Source organism: Ruminococcus sp. CAG:330, assembly GCF_000437175.1.
GTDB lineage: Bacteria > Bacillota > Clostridia > Oscillospirales > Ruminococcaceae > Ruminococcus_C.
Genome location: NZ_FR898057.1, coordinates 1 through 14,876 on the forward strand (window position 1 = coordinate 1; position 14,876 = coordinate 14,876).

Consider the following 14,876-nt stretch of genomic DNA (forward strand, 5'->3'; position numbering starts at 1 on the left):
CCAGTAATGGTGTGCTCTTTTGCGTCAGATATGGGGATATGTCTGTGAAGATGCTTCTCATGCGCCGTTCAATGTCCTAACGGGTTCTCCGGCATTCCTGCGGTGCCTGTCTGGCTGCCTGAAACGCCAGTTTCACAAAAAGACCGGAGCCAATGGGGCGCATGGTTTTCAGCATGCCCTCCGGAAAAACGAAGTGTGTGCCGTGGGGGGATACGGCAATCTCCGCATTGCAGTCATTTCACAGCGGAGCGTGCCGTGTAGTCCTCTCATGTTAAAATGCAAATTTGCACATGATTCAACTTCATTTTAGAATTATTTTTATTCAACTTTCCTGATAAATCAAAAATAATCATATTTTTTCTGACTGGATGTCAAAAAAATTGAAAAAAGTATTGCGTTTTGAAAATTGATATGGTATAATTAGAGTGCGATCTAATTATATATGAAAGTGGTGTAGAACATGTCGAGAAGATATGATAAGGAGGACGCCAGGCGGAGGATTCTCTCGGTCTGTGTGCGTTTGTTTATTGAGAAAGGGTACAGCCGGACGACCAATGCGGAGATTCTGCGGCTGGCGGATGTGACCAACGGAACATTTTATAACATTTTCAAGTCCAAGGATGGCATCCTTTTGGAACTGACAGAATTTATGTTTTCCAACCAGTTCAACATTGCAGGACAGCTTGCCGGCACGGCGACCGATCCCATCTTCCTGTATGCACTGGAAACCTCGATTCAGATGACGCTGACGGAGCTGAATGAGAATCTGCGGGAGATCTATGTGGAGGCGTATACCCACCCGCAGGTCGCGGAGTACATCCATCATAAGACGGCAGCGGAGCTATCCAGGATTTTCGGCAGCTATCTGCCGGAGTGCAGCGAGGCGGACTTTTTTGAACTGGAAATTGGAACCGCAGGCATGATGCGGGGCTATATGGTGAGGAGGTGTGACTGTTATTTTACGCTGAAACGAAAACTGCAGCGGTTTCTGCGGATGAGCTTCAGCGCATACAATGTGCCGAAAGAACAGCAGGATGCGGTGATCTCACAGGTGCTGCAAATGGACATCACGTCCATTGCCAACATGGTAATGCAGCAGCTGTTTACCGCACTGGAGATGAAGTATGACTTCGTTCTCACAGAAAAAACAGACGAAGAAACCGGGAAAACGGGAACCAACGCAGGCAAGCTCTCATAAGAGCTCGTGTTCATAGGCGTCTATCTACGTCTTTTCGGCAAATTTTGTTGCATACTGCGTTAAAAATTCTTGCCATACGAAAGTATGCCTGCAAATTTTTGCCTTGTCTGCAAAAAAATTTGCTCGAAAATCCGCATATATTTCCTATGAACACAAGCTCTAAGATATTCTGCGGAGCATATGCAAAATGAACAAGAGGTGAATGAGATGAAAAAACATTTGGGAAAACAACATGCGCCGGGGGGCGCAGCGCATAAAAAGCGAACAGCTGCCGTGGTGACGGTTATGACGCTCTGTCTGGCAGTGTCTGTTGCAGGCGGACTGGTGGGTTATCACTGTTATCAGGAAGCCAAGAACCGCATTACCGTGTCCTTTGACACCGACGGCGGCAGCGAGATTCCGGCGATGGCGGTGAAAAAGGGAACCACACTGGAAAGCATCCCCTGTGCTGATCGGGAGAACAGCGATTTTACCGGATGGTATTACGATGAGGCGCTGACGCAGCCCTACTTTTCGGATGACGCATTCGATGCCAACACAATGCTGTATGCAGCATATGAGGAGGACAGCGACGAGGTCTATGAGAGTGAGTCGGCCTATGTGCCGGACTGCGATGCATCGGCATCCATCATTCTCCAGTCCGATGACGAGATCACGGCGGAGAATCTGGGGGAGTATCTCACAGTGGACTCCTATCTGGGAACTATGCCCAGCGGTTTCACGGTAACCTCGCTGGGTGACGGCAAATACGAAATCACACCGGAACAGGTGTATCAGGCGGGCTGTACCTATGATTTCTCGACTTCCAACGGCGCTTCTATCGTTACGGAAGAGGAAGGAGAGGTCACCTCACTGTCCCAGCGGATTCACAAAGAGGATGCGGAAACAGTCGTGCTGAAAAACGAGATCCTCTATTTGGACTGGGACAGCGTGATTCGGGACGGCTCGGACTATGCGCTGTACATTCCGCAGCGTGATACGTACACCCTGACGGAGGGCATGCCCATCTGTCTGCTGGACGGCTACACGGAATGGGTCGCTGCCGGAGAAGATCAGGATACTTTCGGACAGCTGTTCAACGATGCCACGCTGTTCCTCAAGACCACGGCGGTGGACTGCACTTTTTCTGCAAAGACCGTTGCCGGTCAGCCGGTATCCGGCGACACATGGTACTACGTGACGGCAGAGGACGGCGAGCTTGCCGATGTCATTGACGATGTGGACATCTACGCAGAATACAGTGTGCCGGCGAAAGAGATGATCGACACGGCGGAACTGGAAAAGAGCATCAGCGAGAGCGCCGGCGTGAACCAGATCGCCGACCTGCTGACCTGTGCCGTTGCAGACGACGCCACATTTCTGCAAATGGCAGATGGAGATGTTCGGGTGGATGACCTCCTGCTCAACTCCCTCTCCGCCTCGGCAGCAGACGGTAATTCCCTCTTGTTCCGCAGCGGGCTCAGCATGGGAAATGAAAAGGGCGTCAAGATTCCGGTGCGTGGGGATAACATCACCGTCAGCGTGTCGTGGAGCGGTGACAGCGCCTCCAACCCGAATTTCCCCGGCGTGGATGCAAGCGACCCGAACAACAACCAGTGGTCAGCCATGCGTGTCAAGATCAACTTTGAACGGGAGATCAAGGGCGTTGCAGTAAAAGCTGCGGTGGATGTCACAGAATATCTCAAGGTGACCATGCAGGGCTATAAGGAGTGGGACGGCAGCAAGATCTCATTTGACTACGCTGCAAACATGTACTCCCAAAGCAACTTTGATTTCAGCGTGCAGGTGCGCACAGACGGCGGTGACTGGACGGACATCTCGGACAGCATCAACAGCAGCCTGAGCTCCGCCGACATGGTGCAGAAGTATCAGCAGATGATCGGCGCAGACGGCGGATATATCGACCTGTGTGATGTGGAGCTGGTGGGAAAGGATTTCTATGTCATTCCGGAGTTCCCGATTTTCACTGTGCATCTGGGCTTGAACTATGTGCTGAAATTTGACCTCTCTGCCGGCATTACCAGCAACTTCAGCTATCTGGATGCCACACAGATCGGTATGCGCGGAAAGACGGGAGAGGGCATCCAGTCCTATAAAAATGAACTGGTGGGTGCGAACCGCTATGCCTATAATCTGGATGCCTGCGGTTATCTGGGCATCAAAACCGGTTTAAAGGGCGAACTGACCCTCTCGTTTACCGGACTCCGGAAACTGGGAGAAGTCGGAATCACGCTGGAACTGGGCACGTATGTGGATGTGTACGGTTATCTGAGTCTGGAGATCACGAAGCCGCAGCAATATTCCAGCAAGGTCAACAAGTCGCTGACTGGCGGCTACTATATGGAGATGGGCATCTATCTGGAAATTCGATTGATCGCCCGATCGCAGACCTTTGATGTGGAGGCAGGTGTGACGCTGCTGGATGAGAAGTGGAAGCTGCTCTCCCTCGGCAATCGCTATGTGGCGTGCGGCATCAATGGTACCGGAAATGCGGAGTACTTCATGCACACCAACAGTGCGGATATCACTGATGTGTGCGGTTTGAGCACGACCTGCTTAGACCTCAAAACCGGTGAGCTGGTGGAGAATATCCCCCTCAGCAGCCTTGGGAAATTCTATCCGCATATCTCGGATTCCTCGTTTCAATTCAGCAATATGCAGCTGAGCATTGACGCAAGCAAGTCGAAGCAAAAGACAAGAGTCGCAACCATCGACCTGTATTGCAGTGTGCCCATGCTCACCGCTGCCAAGAGCAACGACGAGGGCTATGTGTGCATTACCACCAAGCTATACTGGGCAGACCCGAATTTGGCAGTCAACTCCATTGCGGATTTCAGCAAGACGTTCCGTGCTGTCTATTACCTCAAATTCCCCGACGGCACGCTCCGGGAAATGGATTCCAAGGAAGTGCGCATGGGAGAGAGCGTCGGCTATTTCAGCTTTAGCATGTATCATGGCGGTTACGATCACATCTACCAGATGGAGGATGCGCTGTATACCGACACAGAATCCAACGTCGCAAGCTTTGCGGATATGGACCGTGCGCTAAAAGATGTGTATCTCACAGAGGACACCGCTTACTACCGTAACGCAGAGAAGAAGCAGTTCTATGTCAGCTTTGTCTACTACGACAGCTTGGCAGGATGCTGGAAGGGTGACATGCGTGTCTGCGCTGCCGGCGACATTCCGGTTGTGCCGGAGACAGCCCTGAATACACCGGCGCTGAAACAGTGGGATGGCCACGACAATGCAGCGGGCACGGATGTGTCGGCAATATCTGCGCTGTCGGATGATCCGAAAAACTATTATTATCAGTGGAGCACTATGGGAGAAGATCCCAGCCGGTCATTGAAAATATATCAGGGAACAGAACAGCAGGTGCAAAATCAGATCGAAGAATATTTCAATGATCTTAAGGCAGAAGAAACCGGAAAGAAAACCCACTATAATCCGGAGAGCACATTTACGCAGACCTATGCTGCAAGCTATAACGATTGCAATGTCACATTTATCTACGGAAAAGATGGCGAGGAATATTCCGCATCTTCTACCATGAAGTTTGATTCGCCGATCACGACACCGGACAACGCCTATTTTATTGAGAGCGTAGGTTATCTGGAAGGATGGGACGTGGACGGCGACGGCATATCGGACATTGGCAAGGATAAAAATAATAATTTTGTATTTCCAAATGCGACAACGGATGGCCTGGTATATCGGGGAATCTATGAACAGCCTGATATCAGGGTTCACGTACAGGCGTATGACACGGCTCAAAGAGACTATGTAGAGGTGGCATCTTTCAGTGCCAAGAGCCTGCAGCAATTCACCTTTGACGGGAAAAACGTATTGCTGGATGGGGAAAAGGTCATTCTGGACGGCGACACTGTCGACTGTTTCCAGAAAGCACTGGATCAGACCAGTGCAGATGCAGAGTTCCTCGGCTGGGAACGCTCGGCATATAGCTACTATGGTTTTCAGAGTGTCAATGAAACCGAATCTTTGTCGTATCTTCAGAGACAGTGTTACTTCCGCCCGAAGTGTCAGGTCTATCGGAATCTGACCTATTTGCCCGCAGAGGGAACGAAGCTCAAGAGAACGGTAGACGGCGTGACACAGGAGCTGGACAGCTACTGTGCAAAGATTACACAGGGCATGTATTACACGATGTACTACTGGTGGGGCGATTTTGATTATTCTGTATTTCAGTCGGAAAACGCAGATGAGGTCACTTCCTTTGTGGGATGGGATTCCAACAATGACGGCGTTGTTGACTATGGCCCCAGGGATGGCGTTGTGGTTCGGGAAGATATGACCTTGCGGGCAGTTTGCGAAACAAAGAAGCTTCTGGTCAATGTTGAAGATATTGCATCGCCCATTCCGCTGGACTTTCCGGATGAAGTTCTGCCGTTCATTACGGACAACACAACAGGCGATGGCTCCGACGGATACCATTATTCCTTTGAGGGTGTGTATTCGGATTATCTGAAACTGGACGCTTATATTGAAGATCTCTACAAGACTACCAGATATGTTGATCCGGAAACGGGATATACGGTGTTCTATTATCGGTGGATGGCATCGACGACAACGCATACGTATTATCCCAATGGGAAAGCCGAAACCGTTTGGTATCAAAGAACGATGACCATTCGAGAAGTGCATAACGGACACACTGTCACGTTCAATGCGGGTGAAAACGGATACTTCCGAAATACTGACGGAACCCAAAAAATGGAGTTTACCAGGGAACTGGATAACGGCACTTACTCCCTCAGCGAAATCACCAAGTATTACAATACAAAACCATGGCGTGATGCAGAGGGTGATGTTAAATATTTCGTGGACTACTGGACCGATGAGAACGGCGACAAAATCGAAAACGACGAATTTGTGGTTTCCAAGCAGGGAAAGACGCTGACTGCCCACTGGTCGTACAAGGCGCATGCCAAGCTGAAAACCGGCAACTGGATCTATGGCGATTACACGAGTGAGGTGCCGGGAAGCATGTGGATGCCGGCAGGAACGTACAAATATGGCGATCTGATCCCGCCGCCGGTGTCAAATCACTTCTCGAAGCGGTATCGCTACGAGGTCACTGGCTGGAAGGATAGCCGTGATACCGAGGACATCATACACTCGCTGGACGAGGAATTCACTTTCTCGCCGAAGGATGATGTGACATTTACCGCACAGTGGGAACTGACGGGACTGGAACTGAGCTTTGACACCTACGAAGATTTCAAAAGCGGAACGGGCAATCTGCCGCTGGAAGAGAATTTTAATTTCACGCACAGCGTGATACTTCCTCTTGGAGAACACAGCGTCAGTGATTTCCCGATTCTGAAAGATAAGGAATCCGGCTCCTTTACGTGGCGCTGTGCCGGCTGGAAAGATGCCAGCGGCAATATCTATTATCTGAATGACGAGAATGCCAAGATCAGTTTGACCACAGAACCAATCGCACTGACTCCGGTTTCAGAAGTTGCCGCAGCGGATGTTCGCTTCTATGGCAATGATGGCATTTTCGAAGATGGCAGCCGGAACGTCACAAGGCGGCTTCAGGTTGGCGACCACAATGTTGCCACAGATTTCCCTGTTCCGACTCATGAGAATACTATGTACGAGGAATACACCCTTGCCGGCTGGCGTGTCAATGCGACGCGTGATGAACCGGAGCAGTTTCTCGCATTGGATGATGTTTTCCACATGAAGGACACAACCCGTTCTATTGCTGCGATGTGGGAGATTCGGGAACTGGAGCACTGCTACAGCTATATTTACGACGAAGAATCGCACTGGCAGGTTTGCCAGAATGAATCGTGCCGTGACATGCCGGAGGGGGAGAAGCAGGCGCACACTTTGGATGCAGACGGAATCTGTACCGTGTGCGGTTATGGCTGTGTGACACCGCCTTGCGTGGACGGCGTCTATGAGATCTCCAATGTGGCGCATCTGTATGGATTTGCCAAGCTGGTAGACAGCGGCGAAACTGGCGCAAATGCCGTGCTGACCTGTGACATCACTGTCAACGAAAATGTGCTGGACTCCAACGGGGCATGCGTGGGCAGAGATATGATCGGCTGGACTCCCATCGGAAAAGACAGTCCCTATACCGGTATCTTTGACGGACAGGGACATTCCATCAGCGGCCTGTACTATAACAATCAGGCGTACAATGAAGTACCGGGTTATGCAGGTCTGTTCGCTGAGATTCAGGGCGCTGAGGTCAAGAATCTCACCATTGCGGACTCCTATTTCGCTGCAGCGTCATACAGCAGCAGCATTGGCAGTATTGTAGGGTGTGCACAGAATTCTGTGATCTCCGGCGTGGAAAACCAGGCGACGCTGCAGGGAGGAACTGTCGGCGGCATCTGCGTGAAGGCCATTCAGTGCACCATCGAAAACTGCATGAACCGTGGCAAAATCACCGGAAATTACGAGGCAGCTGGTATCGTCGTATATACGCATGAAAGCACGCCTCTGCCTATGAGTTTGGACGAAGAAGATCATGGAATTGCCTTGTATGAGAGCAGCGAAAGCTTGTTTCGGAATTGCTGTAGTGTTGGCACTTTGAAAGTCATTGAATCGTCGGATATTTCTGCGATTTGCAGCGATAGTATACAGGTTGAAAACTGCTACTATGACAGCGATGTTTTGGGGGATGTGATTGACAGCCAGCAGGTTGCCGGAAAAACCAGAGAAGAGATGCGTTCCGGCGAGGTCGCATATCTGCTCTCCCAGGGCGAGAACGGAAACATCTGGGGGCAGACCATCGGCGAGGACGATTATCCGAAGCTCGGCGGTGCAGCGGTCTACCAGAACGGCGAAGTTTACGCCAACGGCGTTGCCAGATTGCAGGGCAGCTCTATCACTCTGGACGGAACCATTGGCGTGCACCTCTACCTCAGCCTGTCGCCGGAGGTAGCGGACGATGCGGGCGCTTATCTGGAACTGCGCTTGCCCGGTCGGGAGAAATGTGTGCTTCCGGTTTCTGAGGGCGAGATCCGATCGCAGGACGGCAGCGAATATCATGTCTTCTCGTGCAGTGTCGCTGCAAAGGATGTGTCGCAGCCGATTCAGGCCAGCATTTTCTGCTCGGACGGTACGCTCATGGGCGCTTTCACCTACTCGGTGGAGGAGTACGTGGCATATATGACGGAGCATCCGGACGCATATTCTGCGGAGAGTGTCGCACTGGCACAGGCAATGCTGCAATACGGCGAGTATGCCAAGGCATATTTCGATGGCGACGCTCTTGCGGAAACGGCAGAGATGCAGAACATCACAGCGGACACCTTGTCCGGCTATGTCATGACTAAGAGCGGAACGCTTCCGGATGGCATCACGTATTATGGCTCCAGCCTGCTGCTGGAATCGGAAACCACGGTCAGACACTATTTCAAGGTGGCAGAGGGGACGGATCTCACCGGTTATGGTCTGATCGAAAAGGATGGATACTACTATACCGAGGATCGGAACATTCCGGCGGGAAGCCTTGGCGTCACACGAACCGGAACGGTCGGCGGTTGCGGGATTGCGTATAGCCCCATGTGCTATGCCCGTGCCGTGCTCGGCAGCGATTCTGCGAGCCAGAATCTGAAAACGCTGATGAAAGCGCTCTATCTGTATGATGCAGCAGCGCAGGCGTACCTCGGCAAATAACCTACCGCAGATTCTGCGAGAATTGTAAACGCAATCATTTCAAAGATGCTCACAGGGAAACCTGTGGGCATTTTTTTGCGGAAGATATTTGCTGCACAAAAAAACGGACATCATTTTGACAGCAAAATGCGTGCCCTGCGGTACAATATACTTACAGCAGGGGAACATCCCTCAAAGCTGTGAAAAGGAGGAATCGTATGGACCATTTGGAATTACTGGACGGCGGTCTGTTTGCGGAGAGCAGTCTGCTGGATGACATTCCGGCACAAAAGCCCCGGAGTGCAGATCTTGCAGATTTGCCGATGTCAGCGGCAGGCGGTATGCCCGTTCCGATCGCATTGAAAGTGGATGTGGGACAAATCGTCACCGCCTGCACCAATGCCTATCGGGATGTGGCAGTCAATCAGGAGATCCAGCGCACCGAACGGGAAAAGGTACGGCAGCTGGCTCGGATACAGATCGCACAGATCGAGGCGGACACCCAGCGGTATCTGGGGAGGCTGTTGATTAAGAAAGAGGAGCGGATGGCTATCATCAGTCAGCTCTCCGGCTTATTGACCAAGGAAAAAATCGATGCGGAAGTCGCCACTCTGGTCAAGTATTTCCTGCAATATCTGTTGCAGGACAGTCAGAATCTACAGTATCTCGGCGACAGCCATAGAAATTAAAAAACAGGAGGAAATCATCATGGGACTTTTTGGAAAAGGCGGTATTTTTGGCGGCGGACTTTTCGGCGGCGGACTTTTGGGCGGCGGAGGCGGTTCTCTTGGTAAATTTATCATCAGTGAGAGCAAGATCCCGTCGATAGATTTGCCGGAGCGTGTGAAAGAGCGCAACCGTGAGAGCAGCAATCCGCTTGTACAGACAGTACAGGCGATTGACGATGCCAGGGAAGAGGCAAAAGAGATCATGACGGACGGCGTTGTGGAGATGGTATTTAAAGGAAACGAAGACTACCAGACCTCTTTTGAAAAACGTGAGAAGGCGGACAGAATCATACAGCAGGAACGCTCCAAGTATAATCGTGCCTGCGAACAGGTGAATCAGGAGATCGCAGCGTTAAATGCACACATCGAGGAGAGCCAGCAGAGAAAGCGGAAGCTGCTGCAAGGGATTCGGTCAAAACTCTCTGTGCAAAGCACAGGCATTAGCGGGATATTTCAGAACAATTTTTCCGCACCGGAGATGCAATTCCAAGGTTTCTTAGACATGGCATTTGATTCGCTCTTAGGAAAAACCTCGGCAGACGCCCGAAAAGAATCTGCCGATGCATATCTGGAGGATGCCAGGGATTATCGGGTACAGGTCAGCGGAAAGATTGCGGAACTGCACAGTGTTAGCGCAAAAATCGCCTGTGTGGAAACCGTTCTGACCGAAGAGCGCACACTTTTAGACGGTTTGGAAAAGTCCCTTGCAGTGAACCGCAGTCTGGAATACGCACAAATTGCCCGGAAGCTGCAAGTGCTGGTTTCCACGTATATCATAGAACAAACCGGCAATCCGAATTCAGTTTATCAAAAGACATTAGACGAGCTGAAAACGCTCTGCTCGAAGTTCTAAGGAGGAATATCATGAAACCGCAAAAGACCACATGGATTGAGTGCCGCAACACCTCCCAAAAGGGATTTGTGGCTTTTTATATGATTGCATCGGGAAAAGAGTACTATCTTTTTCGTCAGAAGTACCGACGAGGTACCTGGAACTTTTATCGGAATGGCGTGCGCTATGAAGTCGCCATTGATTTTCGGCGGGCGAATAACGATCATGGCATGCTCAATGCTATGAAGCGGATTCGTGCCAATACCTGTTACTTAATGAAACACGAGGATGTGCAGATTCCGGAACGGCACAGACCTGTCAAAAAACAGAGAAAGAAGGCAGCCTGAAATGTACGAGAATTATCGCAGAGAGGACATTGAGGACCATATCCATAAGATCGGCTTTCATCCGCTGGATGTGATGGTGACAGGCGCAACGGGTGCCGGAAAATCGTCCACGCTGAACAGCTTCTTTGACAAGGTGGTTGCCAAAGTGGGAGAGGGTGTGGATCCGGAGACCATGGAGCTGTCAGCCTATAGCTTGACCGACCAGATGCGTTTCTGGGATACGCCGGGCTTGGGCGACGGCATTCAGCGGGATGTCGCACACGCCAAGAAGATCACAGATCTGCTTTTGCGGACGCATCACGAGCGGTTTTATTTTCTGGATATGGCAGTGATCATTGTCGAAGCCGGCACACGGGACATCGGAACAACGCTGAATCTGATGGAGCACGTGCTGCGTGGCAATCTTCCGGCAGATCGGATTCTGGTGGCGCTGAATCAGGCGGATTTTGCCATGAAGGGCAGACACTGGGATGCCCGGCACAACTGTCCGGATGCTGTCCTTAAAGCATATCTGGAGGAAAGAGCCGATTCCCTGAAGCGGAGAATTTACGAATCTACGGGAATCCGCCTGTGCAGACCTGTGTACTATTCGGCGAGATACCGCTATCACATCGATAAGCTGTATGATCTGATCATCGATCATATGCCAGATTCCCCGCGAAAAATTTCAGCGTAATATAATGAGAGCTCGTGTTCATAGGCGTCTATCTACGTCTTTTCGGCAAATTTTGTTGCATACTGCGTTAAAAATTCTTGCCATACGAAAGTATGCCTGCAAATTTTTGCCTTGTCTGCAAAAAAATTTGCTCGAAAATCCGCATATATTTCCTATGAACACAAGCTCTGAGAAAGGATTTTTGAAAATGAGCAACGAAAAAAATGTTTTGGATGGACTTGCAGAGAACATCAACGCAAGCAGCGAGATCCCGGAGGACACAAAGCGTCAGCTGATCTCCAACATCATGCGGGCAAAGGAAGAACCTGTCAACATTCTGATCACCGGTCCAACGGGCTGCGGAAAAAGCTCCACGATCAACGCAATGTTTAACATGGAGGTGGCAAAGGTTGGTGTCGGCGTGGATCCGGAGACCATGGAGATTCAGGAGTACCAGCTGGACAACCTGAGAATTTTTGACAGTCCGGGACTTGGCGACGGAAAGGAGCGGGACATTGCGCACTCCAAGAAAATCGTGGAGCTGCTGCACCGCAGAGATGCGAACGGCAATGCGCTCATCGACCTTGTTCTGGTCATTGTGGACGGAAGCACCAGAGATTTGGGAACGACATACGAACTGATCGAGAACGTAATCATTCCCTCGCTGGGGGAGGAACGCCATAACCGGCTGCTGATCGCTGTCAATCAGGCGGATGTTGCCATGAAGGGCAAGCATTGGGACAGCGTGAACTGCCGTCCGGACGAGGTGCTCACGGCATTCCTCAACGATAAAGTCCGTTCCATCAGGGAGCGTATTCAGACAAACACCGGCATCACAGTCAATCCGATTTTCTACAGCGCCGGATATAAGGAGGAGGGCATCGATCAGGCACCGCCGTATAACCTCTCGAAGCTGATGCTGTACATCCTCAAGGCAATTCCGCCGAAGAAGCGTCTGGTGGTGGCGCAGCACGCCAACTGCGACGAACAGATGTGGAAGAAGTCGGACGAGCTGGAAAACTATCAGGAGGAGATCAAGAACTCGCTCATCGACTCGGTGTGCGAGGGCGCTTCCAGCGGCAGTGCCCGTGGCGGAGAGATCGGTGGTGCAATTGGCAGCATCTTTGGCTCTGTGGGCGAAAAGGTTGGCGAAACCGTAGGCAAAATTGTCGGCGGTATTCTCGGTGGTATTCTCGGCGGCATTGGCGGATTGTTCCACAGATGATCGGATTGGCATAGAATGACAAAGACTTGAAAAATCGCCTTCTGTGTGATATAATGAATCCACAGGAGGCGATTGCCATGAAGGAAAAACCGGAAGCCTATGAGGCGGACATCTACGAAAACAGCGGAAGCTATACGGAGCAGATTTTAGAGGATAAGATCTTTGGTTTTGCCGGAAGCGGGACGGTCGGGGATGCGGATTATCAGGCGTGCAAAATTGGCGGGGCGATGCTGACCGATAGGGAAATCGCCCGCCAGTTCTGCGACAGCCTGCGAAAACTCATGCAGGACTGCGGCTATACGGGTGCGACAGGAACGGATAAGGATGCGCTGCGGCAGATGAAAGCGTTTTTGCGCAGGGCATTCCAGGGACTCGGCACAGACGATGTCATCACAGACAAGACTCTTGGCAGATGGCTCAGCGGAGAGAGCAGTCCGGATCACTCTGAAAAGTCACGGGAATCGGTGTTTCAGCTGATGTTTGCGCTGAATGTGACGCTGGAACAGTCGGCTGCATTTTTCCAAAAGGCATACTATTCCCAGCCGTTCAATTTCAGGAGCATCCATGAGTGCATCTACTACTGGTGCCTGAAAAACCGGTGTCCGTGGGAGACAGTGCAGGCAATGAAAGTGCAGATCGCCGAGATGCAGCGCACCTTGCCGGAGCTGCACTCATTTTCCGGAGAGACGGTTCGCCTTGGAAAATCCCTCAGCGAGATCGAAATACAATCTGAAGCCGTCATTTACATCGCCAACAACGTTCTGCCGGATGAGGTGTATTTTCACAGGGCAAAGGAAGCTTTTGCAGATTTGCTGGAAGAGGCAAAGGAAAAAGCGGAAGCGGAGTATGAACTGTACCGCAATCGGGAGATGCAGTGTTTCACCGGCGAGATCGAGGACGGCATCAAAAAAGATGATAGGGAGAAAAAGGATTCCCTTGGTTATCGGCGGCAGAAAAACTCCATTGATTTTCTCCTCCTGATGATTTTTGGCGGGAGCGAAGCGCTGAAACCCAAAAAGGATTGGGAGGTGCTCATTCGGGAGAATTTCCCCACCAAGGAGCAGTTCCGCCGGTGTGCCCACGATGCGGTCACCAACGGTGACATCCTGAGAAAGTGCCTGATTCTGCTGATGTTTTTCAACACCTACGCTGGCGTGGAATCGAATCCGATGGAGTTCGACATGTTCTATGAGAACGTTAGCTTTCAGCTGGAGGAGTGCGGATTTCCCGTTCTCTATGCGGCAAATCCCTATGACCGCCTGTTCCTCACGTGCGTATTTTGCAGTGAGGATGGCTATTCTCCGCTGGACTGTTTTCGGGAAATTTTTAGCTGAATCCGGTACATATGGCTTCCGCAGGAAAGGAGTAGCAGATGCTTGGCATTGCAAATATGACGGAGATTTCCAGACACTACACCCATTCCATCTACACGGATTCCCACCGCTTTTTCACGGCCTTTGCGCCGGACGATCTGGTGCGGCGGTGCGGCGGACAGTTTCAGGTGATCCGCGGACTGGAACATGTGCTGGAACATCGCATGGCAGCATGCCTGAATAATCTCCGGACACTTGCGGAACTGCGGCGCACATCCTCTGCTGGGAATACACTGCCGGATTATGTGGAGATTCACGAGGAGGGCGGCGTGCTCTGCGGTGAGAGCCGGTATTATTCCTATGAGGTCTTGCAGACGGAGGACGACATGCGGTTTTGCCGGAAGCTTGCGGCGGTCTGCGACTGGATGAAGCAGCTGATCGCCGAGCTTGGAAAAGAGCCGGTTGTGGAATGGGACGACATCATTTTTGAAAAGGGGAGTACAGAGGCACTGCACGTGCTGCATTTGGATGTGGTTTCGGCGGAAAAATCGCCCCTCTGTTTCCAGCTCAGGAATTTGGTGGTCCGGCAGTTTTTCGGCAGAGCGCCGAGAATCTCCGACCATATCTTCGAATTGGCATCTGGTGCTGTTCCGAACCATCACCCCAGGTTTTCTGTGCTGGTGTGTCAGCTGATTCAGGAACTTGCGCCGGTTCGCAGCAATGCGCAGCGGTGGGAAACGCTCTCTGCCATAGCTCATGCACTATGCGATCTGCTGGAATCCGATCCGGACTATTTTCTCCGGCCGTGTGTGCCAAAGCGGACGGCATCATTTCCGATTGCAGAGGAGATCAAACGGGAATTTCAGTCCGGCAATCATGTGGTGTTTCTCTCCGGTAAGAATGTGCTCCGGCTGCGGCAGGCGGCGGACAGCTA

9 protein-coding genes are annotated in these 14,876 nt (G+C 51.4%); all 9 read left to right on the forward strand.

Annotated elements, in window-relative coordinates:
• The first annotated feature begins 460 nt into the window (after positions 1–460).
• On the forward strand, positions 461–1,198 hold the full coding sequence (locus QZL66_RS06680) for a TetR/AcrR family transcriptional regulator (RefSeq protein ID WP_022410958.1): 738 nt from the start codon (positions 461–463) through the stop codon (positions 1,196–1,198).
• A gap of 207 nt (positions 1,199–1,405) precedes the next feature.
• Positions 1,406–8,863: an InlB B-repeat-containing protein gene (locus tag QZL66_RS06685; protein ID WP_022410959.1), complete on the forward strand. Its 7,458-nt coding sequence runs from the start codon at positions 1,406–1,408 to the stop codon at positions 8,861–8,863.
• A gap of 197 nt (positions 8,864–9,060) precedes the next feature.
• Positions 9,061–9,531: a hypothetical protein gene (locus QZL66_RS06690; protein ID WP_022410960.1), complete on the forward strand. Its 471-nt coding sequence runs from the start codon at positions 9,061–9,063 to the stop codon at positions 9,529–9,531.
• Between the two features lie 19 nt (positions 9,532–9,550).
• Positions 9,551–10,423 carry a hypothetical protein gene (locus QZL66_RS06695; RefSeq protein WP_022410961.1) on the forward strand — a complete coding sequence of 291 codons (873 nt, stop codon included), beginning with the start codon at positions 9,551–9,553 and terminating at the stop codon, positions 10,421–10,423.
• Positions 10,424–10,434: 11 nt separating this feature from the next.
• Positions 10,435–10,749, forward strand: a complete 315-nt coding sequence (locus QZL66_RS06700; protein WP_022410962.1) for a hypothetical protein — start codon at positions 10,435–10,437, stop codon at positions 10,747–10,749.
• 1 nt (position 10,750) lies between these two features.
• Positions 10,751–11,425: a GTPase family protein gene (locus tag QZL66_RS06705; RefSeq protein ID WP_022410963.1), complete on the forward strand. Its 675-nt coding sequence runs from the start codon at positions 10,751–10,753 to the stop codon at positions 11,423–11,425.
• A 187-nt stretch (positions 11,426–11,612) separates the two neighbouring features.
• Complete coding sequence (locus tag QZL66_RS06710; protein ID WP_022410964.1) at positions 11,613–12,629, forward strand: GTPase family protein; 1,017 nt, start codon at positions 11,613–11,615, stop codon at positions 12,627–12,629.
• Between the two features lie 77 nt (positions 12,630–12,706).
• Positions 12,707–13,963, forward strand: a complete 1,257-nt coding sequence (locus tag QZL66_RS06715; RefSeq protein ID WP_022410965.1) for a hypothetical protein — start codon at positions 12,707–12,709, stop codon at positions 13,961–13,963.
• A 38-nt stretch (positions 13,964–14,001) separates the two neighbouring features.
• Positions 14,002–14,876 (forward strand): hypothetical protein (locus QZL66_RS06720; RefSeq protein WP_293601917.1); only part of this gene is annotated, 875 nt, incomplete at its 3' end.